Source organism: Phocaeicola plebeius (genome assembly GCF_003437535.1).
Lineage (GTDB): Bacteria > Bacteroidota > Bacteroidia > Bacteroidales > Bacteroidaceae > Phocaeicola > Phocaeicola plebeius_A.
Genome location: NZ_QSQT01000003.1, coordinates 25,674 through 52,387 on the forward strand (window position 1 = coordinate 25,674; position 26,714 = coordinate 52,387).

A 26,714-nucleotide genomic window follows, 5' to 3' on the forward strand; every position below is an offset into this window, starting at 1 on the left:
TCATTCAAATCTTTTCTAATGGAATATTCAGGGCTTTTGCCACTCCCTTTCCATAATTTTCATCTGCTTTCATGCAGTTTCGTATGTGGCGAAGCTTGATTTCTTCTGGAATATCTCCCATAGCTCTTGCCGTATTTTCGAAGAGCACCTGCTGCTGGGCGGGAGTCATCAGTCGGAACAGGTCGCCCGGCTGAGAGTAGTAATCTGAATCATCTTCCCGGTAGTCCCATTGGTAAGCGGCTCCATCGAGTTCCAACGGCGGCTCCTTGTATTCCGTCTGGTGCTGCCATTCTCCGTAGCTGTTGGGCTCATATCCTAACGTAGACCCGTGGTTTCCGTCTACGCGCATCTGTCCGTCCCGATGATACATATTCAGGAAAGGACAACGACTGCGGTTGACCGGAATCTGGTGATGGTTCACTCCCAGTCGGTAGCGCTGTGTATCTCCGTAAGAGAACAGACGTCCTTGCAGCATACGGTCGGGTGAGAAACTGATACCCGGCACCACATTGGCCGGATTGAACGCCGCCTGCTCTACATCTGCAAAGTAGTTTTCCGGATTGCGGTTCAGTTCCATCACGCCCACCTCAATCAACGGATATTCTTTCTGCGACCAGACTTTGGTCAGGTCGAACGGATTGAACGGACAGTTCTTGGCCTGCTCTTCCGTCATTACCTGAATGTACATAGTCCATTTGGGGAAGTCGCCCTTCTCAATGCTTTCATACAAATCGCGCTGGTGGCTTTCACGGTCTTTGGCAATGATGGCTTCTGCCTCCGCATCGGTCAGGTTCTTGATGCCCTGCTGCGTATGCAGGTGGAATTTCACCCAAGTGCGTTTTCCTTCTGCGTTGATAAGTGAGAATGTATGGCTTCCGTATCCGTGCATGTGGCGGTAAGAGGCTGGAATACCTCGGTCGCTCATGGTGATGGTTACCTGATGCAGTGCTTCAGGTAGTAATGTCCAGAAATCCCAGTTGTTGCGTGCGCTTCGCATGTTGGTGCGCGGGTCACGTTTTACCGCATGATTCAGGTCGGGGAATTTCAGCGGGTCACGAAGGAAGAAGACGGGGGTGTTGTTACCTACCAAATCCCAGTTACCTTCTTCTGTATAGAATTTGATGGCGAATCCGCGAATATCACGTTCGGCATCTGCCGCTCCTCGTTCACCGGCTACGGTAGAGAAACGGACAAACAGTTCTGTTTCTTTTCCAATCTGTGAGAAAATAGCTGCCTTGGTGTAGGCTGTAATGTCATGAGTGACCGTAAATTTTCCGAAGGCACCGGAGCCTTTGGCGTGCATGCGTCGTTCCGGAATCACTTCGCGGTCAAAGTGTGCCAGTTTCTCAAGAAACCATACGTCTTGTAAAAGCATCGGGCCTCTCCGTCCTGCGGTGGCCACATTGTGGTTGTCGGCTACAGGTGCTCCTGAAGCGCTGGTCAGTTTTTTATTTTCCATACAATATTACATTTATAATTAATAAAAAAGGGATGTACTGATAAATTGGTCTAATATCTTTTTGTCTGTTTCTGTCAGCAATCCGTTTTTGGATTTCAGGAAAGGTATGTGGGTGTTCCGTGAAATCTTCAATGTTTTCTTCATTTTCCGGTACATACTGCCTGTCCTGAATTTATACGTGGTAAAAAGGAGTGTACGATGCGGAGATATGCGTCCTGCCATCTTCCGGCTGCATGCACTCCATTTCTTGTGAGGGTGCTGTCCGACGACGAACCAGCCGCACGTCCAGCATCCGGAAATAAGAAAGTCCGTCTCGTTCAGCTTTTGAGTGTCAAAATCAGAAATGGCACTCAGGCTGACGTTCAACCCTTTTGACCAGAGATACATGGCTATTTCTCGTGCGAAAAAGGCGGTCTTTCTTTTGTGGCTGTAATATAAGACAGTGGCTTTCATCTTATTGGCAACAACATAGTTCTTTGGCAATCTTTGTTCACTGTATTTGCGGTTTGTGCCGAGACAGTTATTGCCAGCCAGGCACACATTAAACTGATGATTTTTTTCATATAGCGTTTCTTTTTTAACAAAGATAAGCGGGATGAGAATATTTATTTATATTTGCAAAATTCATTTTTTCGATAATATCCATAGATAAAAACGATAAGGAAATGGAACTGCGTCAATTGAAATACTTTAAAGAGGCCTGCGAACTACAGAACTTTTCAGAGGCTGCGCGTGTGCTGCACATCTCTCAAAGTACCCTTTCACAGCAAATCAAACAGCTGGAAGATGAGCTGGATGTGCTGCTGTTCGACCGCATCGGCAAGCGAATTGTACCCACAGAGGCTGGGCTGGCTTTTCTGCCTTATGCTGTCAGGGCAATACGTGATGCGGAAAACGGAAAACAGATTATTCGCGACCTGAAAGGTATTGAAACGGGAGTGCTTCATGTAGGAGTGACTTACAGCATGAGTCCGTTATTGATTGCAGCGTTGGGATTATTTTCCAAGACTTATCCCAAAATAAAGGTCAATGTCAGTTTTGGCACTTCCGAAGAGTTGTTGGACAGATTAGAGGCAAATCAGTTGGATTTTGTGTTGTCCTTTAAACCGGAAGGCGTGTCAGAGCATATGGAAACCATGCCTTTGTTCTCTTCCATGCTCCGCTTTATTGTGCATTGTTCTCATCCGTTGGCCGAATTGTCGTCCATCACCTTGAAGCGGCTTTCTGAAACTCCCCTGATTCTGCCGGGAAAAGGATTTGCCACCCGAAAAAGAATAGACGACCTGTGCCGGAAGCATCAGTTGGAGCTGACGGTAGGCGTGGAGATGAATGACGTGCATACCATCATTCATACCTTGCGCGAAGGCTATTGGGGAACGATATTGACGCAGGCGGCTGTACGGGGAGAAGAGAACCTGGTACAAATTCCGATACTATGTGCCGACAAACTGACTTCACAGGGCTTTTTGTTCTGGGCACAGGGAGATTACCGTAAGAAATCGGCATTGGCTTTTGCTGATTTTCTCCGAAAAGTGGCAGGAGGAGAAGAGAGAAGCTAAATAATGATAAGATGTAAAAAAGACAGGTTCCTGTTTCTCTTAATCCGTTCTGAATTATTAACTTTGTCGGTCGATAAAAACTAAAACAGAAACACAGCGCTATGCCATTAAATTTACCCGATAAACTGCCCGCAATTGATTTGCTGAAGGAGGAGAATATTTTCGTTATCGATAATTCTCGTGCCAGCTCACAGGATATTCGTCCGCTGAAAATTGTGGTGCTGAACCTGATGCCCATCAAGATTACTACAGAAACCGATTTGATTCGTTTGCTTTCGAACTCTCCTCTTCAGATAGAGGTGAGCCTGATGAAGCTGAAAAGTCATACGTCAAAAAATACGCCGGTGGAACACATGAAAGCTTTCTACCGTGATTTTGAACTGATGAAGAATGAGAAGTTCGACGGAATGATTATTACGGGTGCGCCGGTAGAACATCTCGATTTTGAGGATGTAAATTATTGGGATGAAATCACGGAGATTTTCGAATGGACCCGTACGCATGTGACTTCTACTTTTTATATCTGCTGGGCAGCACAGGCGGGATTGTATTATCATTATGGCATTCCGAAATATCCGCTGGAAAAGAAAATGTTCGGAATTTTTGAACATCATATCTGCGACGGATTCCAGCATTTACCTATTTTCCGTGGGTTTGACGATGTGTTTTATGTACCGCACAGCCGTCATACGGAAGTCCGTCGGGAAGACATCGAGAAGTGTGAAGGCTTGCAGGTGATTTCGGAATCGGCCGACTCAGGTGTACACATTGTGATGGCTCGCGGCGGACGTGAGTTTTTCGTGACCGGACATTCCGAATATTCTCCTTATACTTTGGACACGGAGTATCGCCGTGACCTGGATAAGGGACTTCCTATTGAAATGCCTCGAAACTATTATCGTGAGGACAATCCGGAGAAAGGACCGCTGGTACGCTGGCGAAGTGTGGCCAACCTCTTGTTCTCCAATTGGTTGAACTATTATGTATATCAGGAAACTCCTTACGACATCAATCAGATAAAATAATGCTCAGACAACGTCCTATCGAACTGCTTGCTCCGGCAAAGAACTTGGAGTGTGGAATGGAAGCCATTAATCATGGTGCCGATGCGGTGTATATCGGTGCACCTCGTTTTGGCGCGCGTGCAGCTGCCGGAAATTCCCTGGAAGACATTGAAGCCCTGGTGCGTTACGCACATTTGTATCGGGTGCGTATTTACGTGACTGTCAATACAATTTTGAAAGATGAGGAACTGGCAGAAACGGAGAAAATGATTTGGGATTTGTACCGGATTGGGGTGGACGCCTTGATTGTGCAGGATATGGGGATTACCCGTCTGAATCTTCCTCCGATTCCTTTGCATGCCAGTACGCAGATGGACAACCGCACTCCGCAAAAAGTGAAATTCCTGGCTGAGGCAGGTTTCCGTCAGGTGGTGTTGGCCCGTGAACTGACGCTTGATGAAATTGCAAAGATTCATGCAGCTTGTCCGGAAACACCGCTGGAAGTGTTTGTACACGGAGCCTTGTGCGTAAGCTATAGCGGACAATGTTATGTCAGCCAGGCTTGCTTTGGCCGTAGTGCCAACCGGGGAGAGTGTGCACAGTTCTGTCGCCTGAGTTTTGATATGGTAGACGCCGACGGGAAAATGATTGCCCGGGGCAAACATCTGTTGTCCTTGAAAGATATGAATCAGAGCGAGAACCTGGAAGCCTTGCTGGATGCCGGTGCTTCTTCACTGAAAATAGAAGGACGTTTGAAGGATGTGGCCTATGTAAAGAATGTGACGGCTTACTATCGCCAGAAACTGGATGCGATATTCAAACGCCGCAAAGAATATATACGTGCTTCTTCCGGCACGGTCCGGCTGGCTTTTCGTCCGCAATTGGACAAGAGTTTCAGCAGGGGCTTTACCGATTATTTCCTGCACGGACGTACACCGGATATTTTCTCCTTCCATACGCCAAAGTCGCTAGGTGAGGAAATGGGGGTGGTGAAGGAAGTACGCGGCAACTATTTTACCGTGGCAGGTGTCAAACCTTTCAGTAACGGTGACGGACTTTGTTATCTGGATGAGGCGGGAAAACTGCATGGATTCCGGGTAAATCGCGTAGAAAACAATAAACTTTATCCGCAGGAAATGCCACGCCTTCGACCGAAGACCAAGCTTTACCGTAACTTTGACCAGGAGTTTGAACGAGTGATGCAGAAGAAATCGGCAGAGCGAAAGATGGCCGTGGCCATGGCATTGGAAGAAAACAATTTCGGATTTACACTGACTTTGACCGATGAGGACGATAATAGCATCAGCGTGACGTTGCCGTACGAAAAAGCACCGGCCCGTACACCCCAGGCTGAAAACCTGAGAAATCAGTTGGGCAAGTTGGGAAATACGCCTTTTGAACTGGAACGTTTGGATATTTCTTTATCGGGCGACTGGTTTATTCCTTCGTCAGTGCTTGCAGATTTACGTCGTACGGCAGTGGAGAAACTGCTGGAGGCTCGTCGTATCAACTATCCGCAGGAAAGAGTCCGTTTCCCGAAAACAGTTCATGCCTTTCCGGCAGGCGAACTGACCTATTTAGGTAATGTGATGAACGGCAAGGCGCAGGCTTTCTACCATGACCATGGAGTGAAGCGCGTGGAGCCGGCTTTTGAAAAGGAAGCACAGGCTGATGCGGTGTTGATGTTCTGCAAGCATTGCCTGCGTTATAGCATGGGATGGTGTCCGGTGCATCATAAGGTGAAGTCGCCTTATCGTGAGCCGTATTATCTGGTAAGTACGGACGGACGACGTTTCCGCCTTGATTTTGACTGTAAGGTTTGTCAGATGAAAGTCTCATTGGATAATCGGGCATCTTCATGAAGCACTTACGATATTTTCTGGGCATACTCTTTCTGTTGCTGTGTATGACGGCCTGTCATTACCGCACCACCTTGTCTTCGGCTGTGAAGAACGGTTCGGAAGACTCGGTTGCCGTGTCGGTACAGAAAGAACGCCCGTATGCACTGAACAGCAATTTTCGTGTGACAGCTGATACGCTCTGGTTGCGTCTGCTTCCGTTGCTCGACTCTATTCCGGTAAGGGAAGGAGATGAACTGGTGGTGGCTGAAATATCGCTGCGCACGGAAATGCAGGATGACTCTGTGTGGGTGAAGGTGGCACGCGACCAGGAAACCATAGGCTGGATTCCGGAACATCAGCTTTTGACGCACATTGTCCCTGTAGACCCGATATCACGTTGCATCCACTTGTTCAGTAATTCACACACCTTACCGTTCTTTCTGGTATTGGCAGTGTTCTTCCTTTGCTTTGTGTACCGTGCCGTACGGCGCAAGCAGATAAAACTCATCTGGCTGAACGACATAGACAGTGTGTTCCCCATTACGTTGTCATGGTTGCTTGTGGCAGCTGCTACACTTTATAACAGCATGCAGCATTTTGTGCCGGAAACCTGGGAGCGGTATTATTATGACCCGTCCCTGAATCCGTTCGACCTGCCTTTTGTATTAGGGTTGTTTGTGCTCAGTGTGTTCTTTATTTTGCTGTTAGGAGTCGCTTTGCTGGATGATTTGTTTCATCAGACCTCTTTTGAAGTAGCCTTCTTCTATCTGCTGGGACTGGCTTCCTATTGCATATTTCTTTATATCTTCTTTACTTATTTATGGGTGTACCTGGCTTATGTGGGCTTTATCGGATATACCTTGTGGTGTATTCGTCAGCTCAGGAAATCGCACGGTTATCCATACGCCTGTGGTTCTTGTGGCGCAAAAATGAGATCGAAAGGCATTTGCCCGCACTGTGGCGCATTGAATGAGTAAGAATCGGCAGAATTTTGTAATTTTGCATTTTCCAAAATCAAAAATCTTAAAACGTACCAAATATGATTAGTATAGATGGACTGACCGTAGAATTCGGAGGGACCACCTTGTTCAGTGACCTGAACTTTCAGATTAACGAGAAAGACCGTATCGCCCTGATGGGTAAAAATGGTGCCGGAAAATCGACACTTCTTAAAATTTTGGCAGGCGTTCGGCAGCCCACCCGTGGAAAAGTGACGGCACCGAAGGACTGTGTGATTGCCTATCTGCCCCAGCACCTGATGACGGAGGATGGCCGTACGGTGTTTGAAGAAGCCTCTCAGGCGTTTGCCCATTTGAAAGAAATGGAAGAAGAGATAGAGCGGATGAACAACGAACTGGCCACTCGTACGGATTATGAGAGTGACTCCTATATGGCTTTAATCGAGAAAGTGGCAGCCATGAGCGAGAAGTTCTATGCCATCGACATGACGCATTTTGAAGAAGATGTGGAGAAGGCTTTGCTGGGACTGGGATTCTTGCGGGAAGACTTTAACCGTCCGACCAGTGATTTCAGTGGAGGATGGCGTATGCGTATCGAACTGGCCAAGCTGTTGCTGCAGAATCCGGACGTCCTTTTGCTGGATGAGCCTACCAACCACCTGGACATTGAATCTATCCAGTGGCTGGAAGATTTTCTGATTAACAGTGCCAAGGCCGTGGTAGTCATCAGTCACGACCGTAAGTTTGTCGATAATATTACCACACGTACTATTGAAGTCACGATGGGGCGCATCTATGATTATAAGGTGAACTATTCTCAGTATCTTGTATTGCGGAAGGAACGCCGTGAGCAACAGATGAAGCAGTATGAGGAACAGCAGAAAATGATTCAGGAAACCAAGGACTTTATCGAACGCTTCAAGGGTACATACAGCAAGACGCTTCAGGTACAGAGCCGTGTGAAGATGCTGGAGAAACTGGAACTGATAGAGGTGGACGAAGAAGATACTTCGGCCTTGCGTTTGAAGTTTCCTCCCTCTCCGCGTAGTGGAAACTATCCGGTTATCATGGAAGGAGTCGGTAAAACATACGGCGATCATGTAGTCTTTAAAAATGCCAATCTGACCATTGAGAGAGGAGATAAGGTGGCATTCGTCGGAAAGAACGGAGAAGGAAAGTCTACTTTGGTGAAATGTATCATGAATGAAATAGATCATGAAGGTACGCTGACGTTGGGGCATAACGTACAAATCGGATACTTTGCACAGAACCAGGCATCCTTGCTGGATGAAAATCTGACGGTGTTCCAGACTATTGACGATGTAGCCAAAGGTGAAATCCGTAATAAAATCAGAGACCTGCTGGGAGCATTCATGTTTGGTAGTCCGGAGGCTTCCATGAAAAAGGTAAAAGTGTTGTCAGGAGGAGAACGTACCCGTCTGGCGATGATAAAGCTTTTATTAGAGCCGGTCAACCTGTTGATTTTGGACGAGCCGACCAATCACCTGGACATGAAAACAAAAGATATTCTGAAGCAGGCACTGGTAGATTTCGACGGCACACTGATTGTCGTATCTCACGACCGTGACTTCCTGGATGGGCTTGTGACGAAAGTATATGAATTCGGAAACCAGCGTGTGAAAGAACATTTGTGTGGCATTTATGAATTCCTGGAGACGAAAAAAATGGAAAACTTGCAGGAACTGGAGCGTAAAAATGCCTGAAATCACCCTTTTTTAGAGAAAAAACAGGGATTTGAGAAAAAAGTTCCCAAATGTTTTGCAGGTTTAAAATAAGTTACTACCTTTGCACTCGCAATCGGGAAATGACCGATGCGGCAAAGGATTGATTCGCTAGCTCAGCAGGTAGAGCACAACACTTTTAATGTTGGGGTCCTGGGTTCGAGCCCCAGGCGGATCACTCAGAGAAAAGCGGTTATCTTGAAAAAGATAATCGCTTTTTTCGTGTTTGTATGATGCTATAAATGTACTTTTGGGTCAACGTAAAAACGGGTCAACGTAAAAACCTGAGGGCTTCATTGTTTAGGCATAAATTTTAGTCAGTCTGAACAAAAAGAAAGCCGCCGGTGTTGTGCGGCGGCTTTTGTACATAATGTAAAGTTTAGTTAAGCCCTTTGTATGATTTACGTGCGGCTTCTTTCCTTGTTAAAAAGGGGGGATTCTGTAAAGGAGTTATGTCATATCAACAAGCGGAAGGGTGAAATTGTTCATCCATTGTATTAAAAAATATGTTTATAAAAAAGCTTGATAATGACTTCCCGTTTTTTTTCTGTACTTTTGCACCCGAAAATCATAACAACTAAATAACATACATACAGAATGGGTGGTTTTTTCGGAACAGTCTCTAAGGCTGAATGCGTGACCGATTTATTTTACGGTACGGATTATAATTCACATTTAGGAACGAAACGCGCCGGAATGGCGACATACGCCGAAGGCGAGGGTTTCATACGTTCGATTCACAATCTGGAGAGTTCTTATTTTCGCACGAAGTTCGAGAGTGAACTTCCTAAATTCAAGGGAAAGGCAGGAATCGGTGTCATCAGTGATACGGATCCGCAACCGATGATGATTAATTCTCATCTGGGGCGTTTTGCCATTGTAACGGTAGCGAAGATTAACAACATGGACGAACTGGTGCAGGAATTGTTGAGCAACAATATGCACTTCTCGGAGATGAGCATGGGAAAAACCAACCCTACGGAGCTGGTAGCATTGCTTATTGTGCAAGGAAAGGATTTTGTGGATGGTATTGAAAATGTATTCAACAAAATCAAGGGTTCCTGCTCTATGCTGATTCTGACTGAGGACGGTATCATCGTGGCTCGTGACAAGTGGGGACGTACGCCAATTATCATTGGAAAGAAGGATGGCGCATACGCTGCCACCAGCGAATCAAGCAGTTTGCCGAACCTGGATTTTGAAATCGACAAATATGTAGGACCGGGTGAAATTCTGCGCATGCGTGCTGACGGTCTTGAACAGCTTCGCAAACCGAATGAGAAGATGCAGATCTGCTCTTTCTTGTGGGTGTATTATGGTTTCCCTGTTTCTTGTTATGAAGGTAAGAACGTGGAAGAGGTTCGTTTTATGAGCGGATACAAGATGGGACAGACGGATGAGTCTGAAGTGGACTGTGCCTGCGGTATCCCTGATTCGGGGGTAGGTATGGCTTTGGGATATGCAGAAGGTAAGGGAATTCCTTATCATCGTGCTATAGCCAAGTACACTCCGACCTGGCCCAGAAGCTTTACTCCGAGCAACCAGAACATGCGTTCGCTGGTAGCTAAGATGAAGTTGATTCCTAACCGTGCCATGCTGCAGGGAAAGCGTCTGTTGTTCTGCGATGATTCTATCGTTCGTGGTACTCAGCTTCGTGACAATGTGAACATTCTTTACGATTACGGAGCAAAGGAGGTACACATGCGTATTGCTTGTCCGCCGCTGATTTACGGATGTCCTTTCATTGGCTTTACTTCTTCTAAGGGTGATATGGAATTGATTACCCGTCGTATCATCAAGGAAATCGAGGGTGATGAAAATGCCAAACTCGACAAATACGCTACTACAGATTCTCCGGAATACAAGGAACTGGTAGAACGTATTCGTGCCCGTTTCGGATTGACTTCATTGAAGTTCAATACGCTGGAAACCTTGATTGAAGCTATTGGCTTGCCGAAGTGCAAAGTTTGTACACATTGCTTCGATGGCTCCAGCTGTTTCTGATGAATATTGCTGAATATAAATATAGAAAGGGAGGTTCAAACGAACCTCCCTTTTTTATATATAGAAACTCTTTGAAATTCTCTTTGGTGAAGAGGGATGAATGTCGGTGTGCTTTTTTAGAACGCTTCGGTCATGTTGAAATAAAACAGATTCTGCTTGTTGGTGAAATCGCGTCCTAAATCCAGGCGGACATTCATGCGGGGCTGTACCTCTATGCGAAGTCCTAATCCGGCATTAGGAAGCACTCCTTCTATTTTTCCGGGAGTAGGTCCCATAAAGCCACATCCTCCCCAGGCAACGAAGCCCAGACGATTGATTACTCTTTTAATCCAGTTGCTCTGGTCGGTATTGAACATCTGGCGATATTCGGCCAGTGCCACGTGCGAAGATTTATCGCGGTATTGTCCCATGTAATATCCTCGTAAGTCGAAAGGAGTACCACTCAGTACGTACTTATTCAGCGGAAGATTGTGTCCGAAAGAGTGCTTGCTCTGTACCGTCCATGCCACTACCTTTCGTTTCCCGACGCTCTTGTATTGTCTGTAATCCAGTTCCAGATGGGAGAAATTAGAGTAGCTGCCTAAGAATTTTTGGTATATCAGTCCTCTCAGGTCGAAGTAGAGCCCTTTGTAAGGGTTGGCCGGTACATCGCGTGTGTCGTAAGTAAGCAGGAAACCTACTCCGGAACTGAAATCCTTGTAGCCGTCGGCGGTACCTCCTGCACGTTTGTAGTCAGGCTGTTCCACCAGGTACTTGGCCGGATCCATGATGTGGTCATAGGTAATGTCAATCTGTGGACCTGCAAAGAAGTTACTTTCTCCCAGACGGAAAAGGAACCACGGATTAATCTGTATGCCGCTGTAGCGATACTGGCTGGTCGTATCGCTTCGTACATAATTCTTATTGGTATCGTATCCCACCCCATAGAAGTTTTCCTGGGTATTCTTGAATGTAAACTGTCCGAAGATACGGAAGCGGTCGTTCTTGAAGAAAAGCTGTGGCTTGACTACCAGATTTAGTCCCCCGTTGAACATGAAAGCTACGGAAGCCGGGATAACCGAACGGCGCATGGTGGTATCTTTCGGGTTCATGCGGAACGTCATCAGGGCGCTTCCGCCTATCAGCAGACCAAAGTCTGGAGTATAACTCGGGCCTCCCAATATGTTATAGTGAAAATTGCGGGCTGCTTTTTTCTGTTTTTTGAGCTCTTTCTCCGTCTGTTGCTGGCGTAACAGGCTGTCTTGAGGAGATTCTTGTGCATTTCCTGCTATGATGAACAGGCAATAGATGCAAATGAGTAAGTATTTTTTCATGCGACAAAATTACAAAAAAGGGCCGAATCTGATTGGGCTTATTTTAAGAGTTTTTGGATTCCCTTGTCTTTTTAACTTAAAAGGCAGACTGGTGTCTGAATTTTCGCCGTAAGTAGGTAAATCATCCTTGCGTTCTGATAAAAAATGGTAAGTCTTTTGGTCATTCTCTGGGTATTTTTTACTTTTACAGAAGTAAGATATTTGTAAATAATAAAGTGATATGACAGTAATTGAACGCTTTTTAAAGTATGTGACTTTTGATACGCAGTCGGATGAATCGACCGGTGTCACTCCGAGTACGCCGAAGCAGATGGTATTTGCGCAATACCTGAAAACGGAGCTGGAGGAACTGGGATTGAAAGATATTTCCTTGGATGAAAACGGGTATTTGTTTGCCACACTTCCTTCGAATGTGAACCATGAGGTTCCGGTAGTCGGCTTTATTGCTCACATGGATACCAGTCCCGATATGAGCGGAGAGAATGTGAAACCGCGCATCGTTGAGAAATACGATGGAAAGGATATTCCTCTATGTGCGGAAGAGAATATCATTCTGTCTCCTGCTAATTTCCCGGAACTGCTGGATCATGTAGGTGAGGATTTGATTGTGACCGACGGACATACCTTGCTGGGAGCGGACGATAAGGCCGGAATTGCAGAAATTGTAGGTGCGGTGGCTTATCTGATTGCACATCCGGAAATCAAGCATGGTGACATCCGTATCGGTTTTAATCCGGATGAAGAAATCGGTCTGGGAGCTCACAAGTTTGATGTAGAGAAATTCGGTGCGAAATGGGCTTATACCATGGACGGGGGAGAAGTCGGCGAACTGGAATTTGAGAATTTCAATGCCGCAGCTGCAAAGATTCGGGTAAAGGGACGCAATGTACACCCGGGATATGCAAAGAACAAGATGATTAACTCTTTGTTGGTGGCCAATGAATATGCTTCTTTGTTGCCTGCAAATGAAACACCGGGTACTACAGAAGGATACGAAGGCTTTTACCATTTGATTGGTATGGAAGGTGAAGTGGAAAATACGGTGCTTTCATATATTGTTCGCGACCATGACCGTGAGAAGTTTGAAGCACGTAAGCAGGCTTTGCTGAACTATGCTGCACAGTTGAACGAGAAGTACGGAGAGGGTACGGTTACCGTAGAGCTGAAAGACCAGTACTATAACATGCGCCAGCAGGTGGAACCGTTGATGCATATCATTGATATAGCTTTTGCAGCAATGCAGGAAGCTGGGGTGACTCCGAAAGTAAAAGCAATTCGTGGAGGTACGGACGGTGCGCAACTTTCATTCAAAGGACTTCCGTGTCCGAATATCTTTGCCGGCGGATTGAATTTCCACGGACGTTATGAGTTTGTTCCTGTACAGTCTATCGAGAAAGCCATGAACGTGGTAGTGAAGATTGCGGAACTTACTGCTAAAAGATACTGCTAATTATACAACGGTTGCGGGTCTGCCTTGCTGAGGTCGGGCTCGCAACTTATTTATCAACCTTAATATATACCTTATGAAAACAACTCCATTTACCGAGAAACATATTGCACTCGGAGCCAAGATGCATGAGTTTGCGGGTTACAACATGCCGATTGAATATTCTGGAATTATTGATGAACATCTCACGGTCTGCCATTCGGTAGGTGTTTTCGATGTATCTCACATGGGTGAATTTTGGGTAAAAGGCCCTCATGCACTCGAATTTATTCAGGAAGTGACTTCCAATAACGCTGCTGTACTTACACCGGGCAAGGTGCAGTACACTTGTTTTCCTAATGAAACCGGAGGAATTGTAGACGACCTGTTGGTGTATGCATACGAACCGGAGAAATACATGCTGGTGGTCAATGCAGCGAATATCGAAAAGGACTGGAACTGGTGTGTGGCTCATAATCGGGTAGGGGCAGAACTGGAGAATTCTTCCGACCGTATGGCACAGCTGGCCATTCAGGGACCTAAGGCTTGCGAAACGCTTCAGAAACTGACTTCCGTAGATTTGTCATCTATTCCTTATTATACATTCAAAGTAGGCGAGTTTGCCGGAGTTCCGAATGTGATTCTTTCCAATACCGGATACACCGGAGCAGGTGGCTTTGAATTATATTTCTATCCGGAAGTAGCCATGAAAATTTGGGATGCAATTTTCGAAGCAGGTCAGGAATTTGGCATCAAGCCGATTGGTTTGGGAGCTCGCGATACATTGCGTTTGGAAATGGGTTTCTGTCTGTACGGAAATGACATCACGGATGAAACTTCTCCGTTGGAAGCCGGATTGGGTTGGATTACCAAGTTTGTGGAGGGTAAGAACTTTACTAATCGTGCAGCCTTGGAGAAACAAAAAGCAGAAGGTGTCAGCCGGAAATTAGTAGGTTTTGAAATGATTGACCGTGGAATTCCCCGTCATGGCTATGCGTTGCTGAATGAGGCAGGAGAGCCTATCGGTCAGGTCACTTCAGGAACCATGTCGCCTATGCGTAAGATAGGTATCGGTATGGGATACGTGAAGACTGAATACAGTAAGCCGGGGACAGAGATTTATCTGGACAACCGTGGAAGAAAACTGAAAGCGCAGGTAGTGAAACCTCCTTTCCGGAAATAGCAAGAAAAGGATACGAAAAAAAAGCCTGTCGAAAGACAGGCTTTTTTCATGAGCGGAAGACGGGACTCAAACCCGCGACCCTCAGCTTGGAAGGCTAATGCTCTATCAACTGAGCTACTTCCGCAATTTTTAGTGGGCAAAGATGGATTCGAACCACCGAAGGCGTAAGCCAGCAGATTTACAGTCTGCCCCATTTGGCCACTCTGGTACTTGCCCAACAATATTTTAAAAAGAGCGGAAGACGGGGCTCAAACCCGCGACCCTCAGCTTGGAAGGCTAATGCTCTATCAACTGAGCTACTTCCGCAATTTTTAGTGGGCAAAGATGGATTCGAACCACCGAAGGCGTAAGCCAGCAGATTTACAGTCTGCCCCATTTGGCCACTCTGGTATTTGCCCGTCCGCAATCAAGATTTAGTGCTTTTCTCAATTGCGATGCAAAGGTACGATTATTTTTTTAACTTGCAAATAAAATCAATCATTTTTATTGCTGTAATTGCACATTCGTCACCTTTATTTCCTAATTTCCCTCCGGCACGGTCTTCTGCCTGCTGCATGTTATTGGTTGTGATGAGGCCGTAAATGACTGGTGTATCGGTAGTTGCATTCAGTTCTGTGATACCTTGGGTGGCTCCGGCACACACATAGTCAAAATGAGGCGTATCGCCACGTACTACGCAGCCTAATGCGATGACTGCATCTACTTTTCCGCTTTTTACGAGCTGTGATGAGCCGAAAGTCAGTTCGAAGCTGCCCGGAACGTAATATACCAGGATGTTTTCATTCTTTGCCCCGTGTTTTTTCAATGTGTTGACTGCTCCTTCAAGCAAAGCTCCTGTAATGTTATGATTCCATTCAGACACTACGATACCAAAGCGCATCTGTGAGGCATCGGGTACGGAGTTAAAGTCGTAATCTGAAAGATTGTGATAAGCTGTAGCCATATTGTTTGTCTTTTTAAGTTTGTATGTTAAAGAAAAAAGCCGGACCGAAAAACCTCGGTCCGGCCTGAATGATACTTATACTAATAGAAGTATGTTTCTTGTGGTTTATTTCAAAGAAGCACGTTCGATGTACTTATCGATATCCATTGCCTGATATGAGTTACCGTATTTGTTCTTAACCTGCTTGTAAGCTTCTACGGCTTCTGCATTCTTTCCTTGTTTTTCCAGAATTTGTCCAGCCTGAATCAGGAAAATCGGGCTAATTGACAAGCTGTTGGCACGGTCAGCTGCTTTCAGCAAAATAGCAGCAGCCTTGTCAAGCTGTCCAGTCTGTGCATAGCAGTTGCCCAGAGCGCCCATTACTGAAGGAGCAACCAGTAAATCATCACCGCTGAATTTATCCAGATACTTGATAGCATCTTCGTATTTACCCAACTGTGCATAGCAAAGTCCTGCGTATGCGTTTGCCAGGTTTCCTGCATCTGTACCGCTGAACTCGTCTGCCAGTTTCACAAAACCTGCATATCCCAGACTGTCACCTTTCAAGGCAACTTCAAAGTTATCAGCTCCGAAGTACTGTTCACCTTTGAAGATAGCTTCTGAAGCTTTCAGCTCATTCGGCTCAGAAATGAAATGTTTGTATCCGAGGAAACCTCCGACGATAACTACTAGAGCAACTACTGCTCCCAAAAGTACATTCTTGTTTTTAATCAGGAATGCTTCTGAAGTGCTGAGCGCTTCGTCTACATTCAACGGGTCATTAGTGTGTTTTTGTTCAGTCATTTGATATTTGTTTTTTATTATTTTTCTAATCCACGTATTTGGACAGCAAAAGTAGTTGATTTATGTGTATAAATGAAATTTGCGGGCAGTTTTTTTAATCAATCTTGCTTTTATTGTTAATTTTGTATCCCAAATAGTGATTGTTTTTATGTGGCTTAAACGCATTTCGATATTAAACTATAAGAATCTGGAACAGGCCGAGCTGGCTTTTTCCCGCAAGATGAACTGCATCATCGGAAAAAACGGGATGGGAAAGACCAACCTGATGGATGCTGTGTATTATCTGTCTTTCTGTAAGAGTGCAACCAATCCCATTGATTCTCAGAATATACGGCACGAACAGGACTTTTTTGTGCTGCAAGGTTTTTATGAAACTGAAGGTGGTGATCCGGAAGAAGTGTATTGCGGGTTGAAGCGTCGGCAGAAGAAGCAGTTCAAGCGGAATAAGAAAGAATATACCCGTTTGTCCGATCACATCGGATTGATTCCTTTAGTGATGGTTTCTCCGGCTGATACGTTGCTTATTGCTGGGGGGAGTGAGGAAAGAAGACGCTTCATGGACGTGGTGATTTCGCAGTTCGACCGGGAATATCTGGATGCGCTGATTCGCTACAACAAGGCCTTGGTGCAGCGTAATACGTTGCTGAAAGCGGAACTGGAGCCCGACGAAGAACTGATGAACGTATGGGAAGAGATGATGGCTTCTACGGGTGAAGTGGTATTCCGCAAACGTCAGCAGTTTATCGAAGAGTTTATTCCGATTTTCCAGTCATACTATTCTTATATATCCCAAAACCAGGAGGAGGTAAAGCTTTCTTACCAGTCGCATGCGGCAGAGGGTGATTTGCTTGCCTTACTGCGTGCCAACCGTCAGCGTGACCGGGTGATGGGGTATTCCTTGAAAGGCATTCATAAGGATGATTTGATTATGCAGCTAGGAGAATTCCCTATGAAGCGGGAAGGTTCTCAAGGGCAGAACAAAACGTATCTGATTGCTCTCAAGTTGGCACAGTTTGAATTTTTGAAGCGTACTGGAAGCGGTACGACTCCTTTGATTCTTCTGGATGATATTTTCGACAAGCTGGATGCGCTTCGTGTAGAGCAGATTGTCAAGTTAGTGGCAGGAGATAATTTCGGACAGATTTTTATTACCGATACCAACCGTGACCATCTGGACCGTATCTTGAAAAAGATAGAGGGCGATTACAAGCTGTTTGAGGTGGAAAACGGAGAAGTGTCCGAACGGAAGGAGTCTTATGAAGCGGAATAACGCAGAACAGATTGGCGATGTGCTCCGGCAGTTTCTCCGCCAGCAAGGACTGGAGACTCCCTTGAATGAATATCGTCTGGTAGATGCCTGGAAAGATGTGGTGGGACCAGTCATTACTCGTTACACCACGAATCTTTTTATTAAAAACCAGGTACTTTATGTCAGCCTTTCTTCTTCCGTGATTCGTCAGGAACTGATGATGGGACGTGAAATGCTGATTCGTAACCTGAATGCCCAGGTCGGCTCTCAGGTTATTGTGAATATTGTGTTCCGCTGAATACGCAGCCTTGTTCCGTCCATACTTCGTCCATGGGCAGGTCTGTGGCTTCTACGGGAATATGTGGAAGCAGTTGGAGTTGGAAGCACACTCCTATGCGATAGGATTGCAGCTTGGTCAAAGCGCGGTCGTAGTATCCTTTTCCCCGTCCTAACCGGTTGCCTGAGCGGTCGAAGGCCACACCAGGAATAATACTCAACTCTATTTCATGCAGATTTTCTACCAGGCTGCCGGTGGGCTCTTCGATGCCGAAAGCACCAGCTTGTAATGAATCCTCCCCTTCATAATACCGGAATTCCAGTTCCTCTCCTTTGACAAGGGGAAGTACGATGCGCTTGTATGGATGCCAGCGCTTGATGAATTCGTGAGTCTGTACCTCATCGGGCAGTGAGTGATAGAGCAGGAGAGTATGTGCCTGTAAAAACAATGGATGGCCCTCCAGCTTTTGAAATAAGCTGGAAGACCATTCAGTTTTTTGAGCAACGGAATAATTCCGTTTTTGTTGTGCGATGTATCGTCGCAATTCCTTTTTATCCATGAAGTATCATTTCTTGTTGTCGGTTGTTGCCTGAGGAGCCGGAGCCTGAGGGAAAGATTCACCTTTTTCCAGAATTTCTACGGCTTTCAGTACGGTCTTGTCCGATTCATTCAGGTATTCCACGTATGCTTCCATACCCAGCATGTTATAGATAATGTTTCCGTACAAGCTCATTTCGAACAAGCGGCGTGACTTCATCATCAGGTTGTTACGGCGTTTCAAGCCTTTTTTCTCCGCCCATGCGGCAAACTTGTTCAGCAGGTTTTGTCCTTTCAGATAAGCTTCCATCTTTTCCGGAGTATCATATTTCTGCAAGGTACTGCGATTCTGGTCGGTATAGTCGAACGTGTAGCGGATAATTAGTCCGCGGTTGGCAGCCATGCGGAAGTACGAGGTCATGCCGGTTGTATCCTGTGGTACGAAAATATCGGGCATTATACCTCCTCCTCCGTATACCGGACGGCCCAGGCGGGTGTGATATACTTCAGTCTCATCCTGCTTGATGCTGTCGGCAGAGAAGAACTCACCGTGTTCATAACGGGTGAGCAAATCCAGTTCGTATTCTGATTCTTTCCCTTTTTCGTAAGGTTTCTGTATGCAGCGTCCGGATGGGGTATAGTAGCGTGCAATGGTCAGTCGGATGGCCGAACCGTCGCTGAATTCAATGGGCTGCTGTACCAGACCTTTTCCGAAAGAACGGCGTCCTACGATGGTACCGCGGTCATTGTCCTGGATGGCTCCGGCAAAGATTTCGCTGGCAGAAGCCGAACCTTCGTCCACCAGTACCACAAGCGGCATCTTCTGGTTGCTTCCTGTTCCGTTGGAGTTATAGTCTTCGCGCGGCGACTTGCGTCCTTGGGTGTAGACAATCAGACGGTTGTTAGGCAAGAACTCGTTGACCATCTGGATGGCAGCAGCCATGTAACCTCCCGTATTTCCACGCAGGTCGACAATCAGACCTTCACAGTTCTTCTGATTCAGTTTGGCCAGTGCGATAAGCAGTTCCGGATAAGTGGTTTCACCAAACTTGTTGACTTTTATGTAGCCTACCTTCTCATTAATCATATAGGCGGCATCGATACTCTTCACCGGAATGTTTCCACGGATAACGGTGAAATGAAGCAAGTCCTTTTCGCCCGGACGATAAACGCCCAGTTTCACCTTGCTGCCTTTTTCACCTTTCAGGCGTTTCATGGCTTCACTGTTTGTCACAATCTTGCCGACAAAAGCAGAATCATCTACTTCTACAATACGGTCGCCTGCCATCAAACCCACTTTTTCCGAGGGACCGCCCTGAATGACGCTGTTTACATGAATGGTATCGTTCTGAATGGTAAACTGGATACCGATACCGCTGAAACTACCTTTCAAATCGGCGTTTACAGCCTCCAGGTCCTTGGCCGGAATATAAGAAGAATGCGGGTCGAGTTCCGAAAGAATCTGCGGCATGGCTTCTTCCACCAGTTCGCCCATGTTTACCGTATCTACATACTGGTCGTCGATAATGCGCAACAACGCATTCAGCTTGTTGGATGAAGTGTTGATGATGCCCAGCTTGTTTCCTGAGAAATGGTTGGCGTAGAATGTGCCGATGGCGATGCCCGCAATCAGGCAGATGGCCAACAGGAACGGGATAAAGCGTGTGTTATTGTTTTTCATGTTATTTATTCATTGGGGTTAAGATATACAACTTCAATATTGGCTCTTTTCAGCAAGTCCAGTCCGTCTTCCAACCGATACTTTTCTGCATATACCACTCGTTTGATGCCAGCCTGAATAATCAGTTTGGCACATTCGATGCAAGGAGAAGCAGTGACATACATGGTAGCTCCTTCACTGTTGTTGCTGGAGCGGGCTATCTTGGTGATGGCGTTAGCTTCGGCATGAAGCACATAGGGGCGGGTTACTCCGTTCTCGTCTTCGCATACATTCTCAAAGCCGGCGGGAGTACCGTTGTAACCATCCGAAATAATCATCTTGTCTTTGACAATCAATGCGCCTACCTGCCGCCGTTGGCAATAGGAATTTTCTGCCCAGATTAAGGCCATGCGCATGTAGCGTTTGTCCAGTATTTCTTGCTTATGTTCTGTTGGTTTCATAGTGGTATGCTTAATCGTTGAATCCTTTAGGATAGAATTGAATATAATGATTCTTGTCGAGGTTGAACAGTTTGATGGTTCTGGAACTTCCCCGATAGAATTTAGCATTGCTTATTTCGTCATAAAAAGTCTTGTCCAGTCCGCTGCGGTTTCCACTAGGCTTTAACTGGATAGAAAAACTCTGGTCTTCTCCGTTGGCACTCCATGTACCGGTAAAGCTGAAATTACTTCCGTTGCCTTCCACGGTGCCGTCTTCCTTGAAAATGATGTTGTAGCTGTCCTGACTGTCGTTGATTTTAGCTACTTCATCACGTGTCAGTGTGGAATTGAAATTGTTGTCATCCTTCCAGTCACTGGTACTATAGGAGTTGCTCCAGTGCCACGTCTGTCCGCTGGAGAAAATTTCGTGTACGTTGTCTTTCTGATTACATCCGGTCAGTAACAGGAGTAACGTAAAGAACCAGTAGAGTCTGAATGTTTTCATTTGTATCCTTATTTTATACCATTTCTTTTTAATAGAGCTTCAATGGTCGGTTCCTGACCACGGAAACGTTTGTATAATGTCATCGGGTGCTCGGTACCTCCTTTTGACAGGATATTCTCACGGAACGAACGAGCGGTGTCCTGATTGAAGATACCTGTTTCCTTGAATACGGAAAAAGCATCGGCATCCAGTACCTCAGCCCATTTGTAGCTGTAATATCCGGCAGAATATCCTCCCGACATGATGTGCCCAAACTGTACGCTCATACAAGTGTCTTTCGGTTGCGGAAGCAATTGTGTACGTTGCCATGCCTCTTTTTCGTAGGCTTTTACATCACCTTCGAACTTGCTCTGGCGAGTGTACCAGGCCATGTCAAGGAATCCGAAGCTGAGCTGGCGCAGGCAGGCGTATGCCACGTTGAAGTTGGAAGCGTCTACGATGCGCTGAATCAGTTCTTGCGGAATGGGTTCGCCTGTCTGGTAATGACATGCGAATGTATTCAAAAATTCTTTTTCTATGGCAAAGTTTTCCATGATTTGTGAAGGAAGCTCCACAAAATCCCAATATACATTGGTTCCGCTCATGCTTTGGAAGCGGGTATTGGCGAACATGCCGTGCAATGCGTGTCCGAACTCATGCAGGAAAGTATTCACCTCCGAGAATGTCAGCAGGGCAGGCTTGTCTTTGGTTGCTTTAGTGAAATTCATGGTGACGGACACATGCGGACGGCTGTTGCATCCGTTGTCGTCTATCCATTGTTCTTTGTAGCTGGTCATCCAGGCACCCGAACGCTTGCCTTCGCGGGGATGGAAGTCAGTGTAGAGTACAGCCAGGAAACTTCCGTCGCGGTCGAACACTTCATATGCCTGTACGTCCGGATGATATACCGGAATTTCCTTGTTTTCCTTGAAGGTGATGCCATACAAGCGGGTAGCCAGCCCAAATACACCGGCTTTTACACGGCTCAGTTCAAAGTAAGGTCGGAGCGCTTCTTCATCCAGACTGAATTTCCGGTTTTTCAACTTTTCCGCATAGTAAGAGAAGTCCCACGGCATCAGCTCGAAGTCCTCGCCTTCCAGTTCGCGAGCCAGGGCACGGATTTCTTCTACTTCCTGACGGGCAGTCGGTGTATAAGCCTCCAGCAGGTCGTTCAACAGCTTGTACACATTCTCGCTGTGTTCGGCCATGCGTTTTTTCAGTACATATTCAGCGTAATTCTTGAAACCCAACAGTTGCGCCAGTTCCATGCGGAGGTTGACCAGCTGTTCCACAATCTTCAGGTTGTTGAATTCATTGTCGTGACAGCACTGGGTGTTATAAGCCATGTAGAGCGTCTTTCTCACTTCCCTCTTGTCACTGTATTTCATAAAAGGCACGTAGCTTGGATCCTGCAGAGTGATTACCCAGCAGCCTTCCTTCCCTTTCTCGTGTGCCGTATGTGCGGCTGCCTCTATGGCACTTTCCGGAAGTCCGGCCAGTTCATCTTCGGTGTGCAGCACCAGTTCGTAGCCATTGGTCTCTTTCAGGTGATTCTGCGAGAATTTCAACGTCAGGCTGCTCAGTTCCATGCTCAGCTTTCGGAAAGTAGCCTTGTCTTCTTCAGACAGATTGGCTCCGTTGCGGACAAAGCCGTCGTATGATTTTTCCAGCAGACGACGTTCTTCAGGAGTCAGCTGCAGGGATTCTCTTTTATCGTACACTGCTTTTACGCGGGCAAAGAGCTGCTCGTTGAGGCTGATGTTGTTAGCATGTTCAGACAGTGCCGGGGTCAGCTTTTCTGCTATTTCTTCCAGCGCGTCGCAGGTTTCCGCACTCAGCAAGTTAAAAAGCACGGTAGTGACCCGGTCGAGGGCTTTCCCAGCATGCTCCAGAGCTAAAATGGTGTTCTGGAAAGTCGGTTCTTCCGGATTACCGGTGATTTGCTGAATTTCTTCGTCCTCCAGTCGCATGCCTTCCCGAACGGCCGGCTCGTAGTCTTCAATCCGTATCTGCTGGAAAGGAGTAGTATCGTGGAGTGTATGATAGGGTTGTAAAAATGGATTGTTCATATTGCTTCAAATAAATAAAGGTTGTAATTACGCTCAGTCTTTCTTGTCTAACAGCTGCACCACTTCCCTCAGTTCAGGAATGCTGAAGGTGCGCCGTCCCAGCTGAATCAGTCCCCGGTTCTGAAGGTCGTTCAGCACGTTTGATACGTTGATACGGGTATCGTCAATCAGGCGTGCCAAATCTTCCATTCGGATGGACAGTTTTTTCGCGCCGTAGGGAGTCATGCAGCGCAGCAGAAGGAAGTTGATAATCTTGTCGCGCGTTTTTCCGATATGCGCATTCCACAATTTGTTGTAAATCACCTGACTCCGGTTGCTCAGCATGTTCATGTAGTTCAGGTTGAACACCTCATACCGGCATAGCTCATTGAGAATGTATGATTTGTCAATGTTCAGTGTGTTGACCTCCGTAACCGCCGTGTAAGAAGCCGTGAAGTAAGGGCGCATACCAAACAGAGAATAAGGCTCAATCACATTCGGGCTTTTGAAATTTTCCCAAAGTGTATATTTGTGAGTCTTGTCATTGGATTCTATCTGTACTTCTCCATCCAGCACGAAAATAAGTTGATTGCATGGAGTGTCTTGTCTTACCAGGCAGCTTCCAGGTTCATATTTATTGAAGTGAATTTTTACTTTTTCCAGAATGTCAGTGAAGTCAAATTTCGACATACCCTGAAATAGAGGCAGCTGTAAAAGCTTGTCGTACATTGTCAATTCCATTTCTCGTTAACTTTATTAAGTTATCTTTTAACATACAAAGTTAAGTATATTTCCCTACTGAAAGTATCGTCCGATAATACCTTTTATCTTTTTTATTCTTTCTTACAGTCTGATAATGTTTGTTCTTTCCTTGCAAGTGTGTAGAAAAATCATAACTTTGCAGTAATAATTTTGGATATAGCTATGAGTGGATTAGATTTTCAGCAGTTTCTGAGTGCCTTTATCGTTCTTTTCGCCGTGATTGACATCATTGGTTCCATTCCCATTATTCTGGACCTGAAACAAAAAGGGCGGTCCGTGAATGCCCTTAAAGCCACTCTCATTGCTTTTGCGCTTCTGATAGGATTCTTTTATGCAGGCGACATGATGTTGCGTCTGTTTCAAGTGGACATCGCTTCGTTTGCGGTGGCTGGTGCGTTTGTCATTTTCCTGATGTCGCTGGAAATGATTCTGGATATTGAAATTTTCAAGAATACAGGTCCTATCAAAGAAGCTACGCTGGTGCCTTTGGTTTTTCCTTTGCTGGCAGGTGCCGGTGCGTTTACCACCCTGCTTTCATTGCGGGCGGAATATGCGCCAATTAACATTGTACTGGCCTTGATACTCAATATGGTATGGGTGTTCATCGTCTTGAAACTGACCGACCGCATTGAGCGTATGTTGGGAAAAGGAGGTATTTACGTAATCCGTAAGTTTTTCGGTATCATCTTGTTGGCTATCTCAGCCCGCTTGTTTACGGCAAACATTACTTCACTTATCGAGCAGTTCCAGGCCCTGAAATGAGATATACCCTGAAAAGGGTATTGGGCATTTGGGAGGCCGGTGGTATATTTGCCGTTAAAAAAAGAAAGATATGAATATAGCAGCGTTGATTTCGGGAGGAGTGGACAGTGCGGTAGCCGTGCACCTGTTGTGTGAACAAGGATACAAGCCCGATTTGTTTTACATAAAAATCGGTATGGATACAGATGACGGACTAACCTGTACGGCGGAGGAAGACATTGAACTGGCTTCTGCCACTGCACGTAAGTATGGCCTTTCTTTTCATATTGTCGATTTGCAGCAGGCTTATTGGGACAATGTGGTGGCTTATACGGTGGACAGGGTGCGTCGTGGGCTGACTCCCAATCCGGACGTGATGTGCAACAAGCTGATAAAATTCGGCTGTTTTGACCGGGAGGCCGGACAGGGTTACGATAAGATTGCCACGGGGCATTATGCTTCTACACTGGATATAGACGGATATACATGGCTGGCTACAGCCAAAGACCCGGTGAAAGATCAGACCGATTTCCTGGCTCAGATTGATTACCTGCAGGTGTCACGCCTGATATTTCCCTTGGGAGGTTTTCTCAAGGAAGAAGTGCGGGATATGGCATTGAAAGCTTCTTTACCCAGTGCCCGACGAAAAGACAGCCAGGGCATCTGTTTCCTGGGAAAGATAAATTACAATGATTTTATCCGCCGTTTCTTGGGAGAACGTCCGGGACCGGTCGTAGAACTGGAAACCGGAAAGGTTATCGGACAGCACCGCGGATACTGGTTTCATACCATTGGCCAGCGTAAAGGACTGGGACTGGGCGGTGGTCCGTGGTTTGTGGTAGACAAGAATGTGGAAGATAACATTATCTATGTGTCGCATGGATATGATACAGAAAAGCAGTTCGGACATTCCTTCTGTGTAAAGGATTTTCATTTTATCACCTTGAATCCATGGAAAGAACAGGAAACTGAAATTTGTTTCAAGATACGTCACACGGATACCTTTCAGACTGGAAAAGTGTGCTTTGCCGAAGACGGAACGCTGCAGGTTTCCAGTGAGGAACCGATACAGGGCATTGCGCCCGGACAATTCGGGGTGATTTATGACAAAGATGCTCGTTTGTGCATAGGTAGTGGTGAGATTCGAGCAAAGATTTATTAAAGGCAGAAAGGGTAACTATGCGAATTTCTTTTCAACTGAATGCGGCATCTCCTTTGCAAATAAAGGATTTTTTTCGCAAGCTGGAGGTTCCTGTGGAACTGACCGTACAGGGTACTTACCGTGGGGAAACTCATTATTATTTTCATCGTCCGGAGCATTCCACCACTTCGTTTGTCATTTCCGACGACATGCATGGCAAAATTGTGATAGGCATGGACGGACTGTCTTCATACGATGACTATAAATTCTTTCCTTACCTGATTGATACGCTGGGCTTGCATTTGAACGGGCATAGTCCGAAACTGATGTCGCGGGAAGATGGGAAGACTTACAGCGTATATGAAAGGCTGGGTGCGCAATGGATAGAAGACTGTATCGGAGAGGAGATAGCCTCGCTGAAGGTGATACTGTCTGTCATTCCCCGCTGTTACCTGGAGCTTCCGAAAAACGGAATCCACTATGTTTCTCTGGAACAGTTGAAAAGATATGGGGTGAATCTTCATTCTTCCACTTCACGCATTTATGGTTACATACAATACCTACTTCGGAAAGGCTGGCTGTTAGAAGCGACTAAGGAAGAGTTTCTGGCCGACCGGATGGCCTATGCGATGGACGTGGAGATTGATGTGCCGCAACATGTGTCCATCGGACGTGTCAAATCATGGCAGACAGACGGTACAGAAACCTGGGAAAGTTTTTCGCGGGAAGATGTGGATATGCTGCTGGAGCTAGGAAAAGAGTATCGTGAAGGAACGCCCGTAGACGGGGTGGTATTGAATGATATTGGTACCTTGTATCAGGAAGGGGTAGGGGTATTCCCCGACGGCTATCAGGCAGAGTTCTGGTTTAAGGAAGCTGTCCGTCAGGGAGATTTGACCTATGCTTCGGCCAACCTGGGCGATTTGTACCGGAAAGGATGCGGTACGTTGCCCGTGTCACTTCCACAAGCTTTTGAGGCTTATCGTCATTCGTCCGACCCTTATGCTTTCTATCGCATCGGACAGGGGTACGAGGAAGGTTGGGCAGGAGTGCCGGATTTACACCTGGCCATGTTCTGGTATAAGAAGGCAGCTCAAGCCGGGCATCATCTGGCTCTCAAACGGCTTGCTCGCGAGTGATTTTTCGGCCTTGGAAAAAC

Annotated in this window: 24 protein-coding genes and 5 tRNA genes; 14 read left to right on the plus strand and 15 right to left on the minus strand. The window is 46.2% G+C overall.

Annotation, left to right across the window (positions count from 1 at the left end):
* Window positions 1-4: 4 nt before the first annotated feature.
* Window positions 5-1,459 carry a catalase gene (locus DXD04_RS02390; RefSeq protein WP_022052994.1) on the minus strand — a complete coding sequence of 485 codons (1,455 nt, stop codon included), beginning with the start codon at window positions 1,457-1,459 and terminating at the stop codon, window positions 5-7.
* A gap of 18 nt (window positions 1,460-1,477) precedes the next feature.
* On the minus strand, window positions 1,478-1,912 hold the full coding sequence (locus DXD04_RS02395) for a hypothetical protein (protein WP_177299046.1): 435 nt from the start codon (window positions 1,910-1,912) through the stop codon (window positions 1,478-1,480).
* 212 nt (window positions 1,913-2,124) lie between these two features.
* On the opposite strand from DXD04_RS02395, the gene DXD04_RS02400 reads away from it, so the two are divergent.
* From DXD04_RS02400 to DXD04_RS02430, 7 genes are all read left to right on the plus strand, one after another.
* Window positions 2,125-3,018, plus strand: a complete 894-nt coding sequence (locus DXD04_RS02400; RefSeq protein WP_117670551.1) for a LysR substrate-binding domain-containing protein — start codon at window positions 2,125-2,127, stop codon at window positions 3,016-3,018.
* Between the two features lie 101 nt (window positions 3,019-3,119).
* Entirely contained in the window at window positions 3,120-4,043 is a 924-nt protein-coding gene (gene metA, locus DXD04_RS02405; RefSeq protein ID WP_022052998.1) for a homoserine O-acetyltransferase MetA, read from the plus strand.
* Window positions 4,043-5,884 (plus strand): peptidase U32 family protein, encoded by a 1,842-nt coding sequence (locus DXD04_RS02410; protein WP_117670553.1) that lies wholly within the window; start codon window positions 4,043-4,045, stop codon window positions 5,882-5,884. The genes metA and DXD04_RS02410 overlap by 1 nt, the downstream gene beginning before the upstream one ends.
* Window positions 5,881-6,840, plus strand: a complete 960-nt coding sequence (locus tag DXD04_RS02415; RefSeq protein WP_117670555.1) for a hypothetical protein — start codon at window positions 5,881-5,883, stop codon at window positions 6,838-6,840. Before DXD04_RS02410 ends, DXD04_RS02415 begins: the two co-directional genes overlap by 4 nt.
* A 62-nt stretch (window positions 6,841-6,902) precedes the next feature.
* Window positions 6,903-8,546 (plus strand): ABC-F family ATP-binding cassette domain-containing protein, encoded by a 1,644-nt coding sequence (locus DXD04_RS02420; RefSeq protein ID WP_007560820.1) that lies wholly within the window; start codon window positions 6,903-6,905, stop codon window positions 8,544-8,546.
* A 123-nt stretch (window positions 8,547-8,669) separates the two neighbouring features.
* A tRNA-Lys gene (locus DXD04_RS02425) sits at window positions 8,670-8,742 on the plus strand.
* A gap of 419 nt (window positions 8,743-9,161) precedes the next feature.
* Window positions 9,162-10,568, plus strand: coding sequence for an amidophosphoribosyltransferase (locus tag DXD04_RS02430; protein WP_117670557.1), 1,407 nt, complete (start codon window positions 9,162-9,164; stop codon window positions 10,566-10,568).
* A 116-nt stretch (window positions 10,569-10,684) separates the two neighbouring features.
* Here DXD04_RS02430 and DXD04_RS02435 read toward each other — a convergent pair whose 3' ends face one another.
* Window positions 10,685-11,881, minus strand: a complete 1,197-nt coding sequence (locus tag DXD04_RS02435; RefSeq protein ID WP_117670560.1) for a BamA/TamA family outer membrane protein — start codon at window positions 11,879-11,881, stop codon at window positions 10,685-10,687.
* Between the two features lie 220 nt (window positions 11,882-12,101).
* Between DXD04_RS02435 and pepT the strand changes: the two genes are divergently transcribed.
* Both pepT and gcvT read left to right on the plus strand, forming a co-directional pair.
* Window positions 12,102-13,331, plus strand: coding sequence for a peptidase T (pepT, locus tag DXD04_RS02440; RefSeq protein WP_117670562.1), 1,230 nt, complete (start codon window positions 12,102-12,104; stop codon window positions 13,329-13,331).
* A gap of 73 nt (window positions 13,332-13,404) precedes the next feature.
* A complete protein-coding gene (gcvT, locus tag DXD04_RS02445) occupies window positions 13,405-14,490 on the plus strand; it encodes a glycine cleavage system aminomethyltransferase GcvT (RefSeq protein ID WP_022052483.1) in 1,086 nt (361 codons plus the stop codon).
* Between the two features lie 51 nt (window positions 14,491-14,541).
* On the opposite strand, the gene DXD04_RS02450 is transcribed toward gcvT, so the two are convergent.
* From DXD04_RS02450 to DXD04_RS02475, 6 genes are all read right to left on the minus strand, one after another.
* Window positions 14,542-14,614 (minus strand) — tRNA-Gly (locus DXD04_RS02450).
* A 9-nt stretch (window positions 14,615-14,623) separates the two neighbouring features.
* A tRNA-Tyr gene (locus DXD04_RS02455) sits at window positions 14,624-14,706 on the minus strand.
* Window positions 14,707-14,723: 17 nt separating this feature from the next.
* Window positions 14,724-14,796, minus strand: a tRNA-Gly gene (locus tag DXD04_RS02460).
* A 9-nt stretch (window positions 14,797-14,805) separates the two neighbouring features.
* Window positions 14,806-14,888 (minus strand) — tRNA-Tyr (locus DXD04_RS02465).
* 50 nt (window positions 14,889-14,938) lie between these two features.
* A complete protein-coding gene (gene ribH, locus DXD04_RS02470; protein WP_117670564.1) occupies window positions 14,939-15,433 on the minus strand; it encodes a 6,7-dimethyl-8-ribityllumazine synthase in 495 nt (164 codons plus the stop codon).
* A gap of 105 nt (window positions 15,434-15,538) precedes the next feature.
* Window positions 15,539-16,216: a tetratricopeptide repeat protein gene (locus DXD04_RS02475; RefSeq protein WP_117670566.1), complete on the minus strand. Its 678-nt coding sequence runs from the start codon at window positions 16,214-16,216 to the stop codon at window positions 15,539-15,541.
* Between the two features lie 148 nt (window positions 16,217-16,364).
* Between DXD04_RS02475 and recF the strand changes: the two genes are divergently transcribed.
* Entirely contained in the window at window positions 16,365-17,486 is a 1,122-nt protein-coding gene (gene recF, locus DXD04_RS02480; protein ID WP_117670568.1) for a DNA replication/repair protein RecF, read from the plus strand.
* A complete protein-coding gene (locus DXD04_RS02485) occupies window positions 17,473-17,763 on the plus strand; it encodes a DciA family protein (RefSeq protein WP_117670570.1) in 291 nt (96 codons plus the stop codon). The genes recF and DXD04_RS02485 overlap by 14 nt, the downstream gene beginning before the upstream one ends.
* Here DXD04_RS02485 and DXD04_RS02490 read toward each other — a convergent pair.
* From DXD04_RS02490 to DXD04_RS02515, 6 genes are read right to left on the minus strand one after another with little or no spacing between them, the layout of a single operon-like run.
* Window positions 17,738-18,301 (minus strand): 5-formyltetrahydrofolate cyclo-ligase, encoded by a 564-nt coding sequence (locus tag DXD04_RS02490; protein ID WP_117670572.1) that lies wholly within the window; start codon window positions 18,299-18,301, stop codon window positions 17,738-17,740. The two genes, DXD04_RS02485 and DXD04_RS02490, sit on opposite strands and share 26 nt — an antisense overlap.
* A gap of 6 nt (window positions 18,302-18,307) precedes the next feature.
* Window positions 18,308-19,960 carry a S41 family peptidase gene (locus tag DXD04_RS02495; protein WP_022053600.1) on the minus strand — a complete coding sequence of 551 codons (1,653 nt, stop codon included), beginning with the start codon at window positions 19,958-19,960 and terminating at the stop codon, window positions 18,308-18,310.
* A 5-nt stretch (window positions 19,961-19,965) separates the two neighbouring features.
* Entirely contained in the window at window positions 19,966-20,400 is a 435-nt protein-coding gene (locus tag DXD04_RS02500) for a deoxycytidylate deaminase (protein ID WP_117670574.1), read from the minus strand.
* Window positions 20,401-20,410: 10 nt separating this feature from the next.
* Complete coding sequence (locus DXD04_RS02505) at window positions 20,411-20,884, minus strand: DUF4847 family protein (RefSeq protein WP_117670576.1); 474 nt, start codon at window positions 20,882-20,884, stop codon at window positions 20,411-20,413.
* A gap of 8 nt (window positions 20,885-20,892) precedes the next feature.
* Window positions 20,893-22,932 carry a M3 family metallopeptidase gene (locus tag DXD04_RS02510; protein ID WP_117670578.1) on the minus strand — a complete coding sequence of 680 codons (2,040 nt, stop codon included), beginning with the start codon at window positions 22,930-22,932 and terminating at the stop codon, window positions 20,893-20,895.
* A gap of 33 nt (window positions 22,933-22,965) precedes the next feature.
* Window positions 22,966-23,652 carry a Crp/Fnr family transcriptional regulator gene (locus DXD04_RS02515; RefSeq protein ID WP_117670580.1) on the minus strand — a complete coding sequence of 229 codons (687 nt, stop codon included), beginning with the start codon at window positions 23,650-23,652 and terminating at the stop codon, window positions 22,966-22,968.
* A 183-nt stretch (window positions 23,653-23,835) separates the two neighbouring features.
* On the opposite strand from DXD04_RS02515, the gene DXD04_RS02520 reads away from it, so the two are divergent.
* The 3 genes from DXD04_RS02520 (at window position 23,836) to DXD04_RS02530 (ending at window position 26,694) form a co-directional block, all read left to right on the plus strand.
* The gene (locus DXD04_RS02520; RefSeq protein WP_022053595.1) at window positions 23,836-24,435 is read left to right on the plus strand and encodes a MarC family protein; all 600 of its coding nucleotides are present in this window, start codon (window positions 23,836-23,838) and stop codon (window positions 24,433-24,435) included.
* Window positions 24,436-24,505: 70 nt separating this feature from the next.
* A complete protein-coding gene (gene mnmA / locus DXD04_RS02525) occupies window positions 24,506-25,576 on the plus strand; it encodes a tRNA 2-thiouridine(34) synthase MnmA (protein WP_117670582.1) in 1,071 nt (356 codons plus the stop codon).
* Window positions 25,577-25,593: 17 nt separating this feature from the next.
* A complete protein-coding gene (locus DXD04_RS02530) occupies window positions 25,594-26,694 on the plus strand; it encodes a tetratricopeptide repeat protein (RefSeq protein WP_117670584.1) in 1,101 nt (366 codons plus the stop codon).
* The last annotated feature ends 20 nt before the right edge of the window (window positions 26,695-26,714 follow it).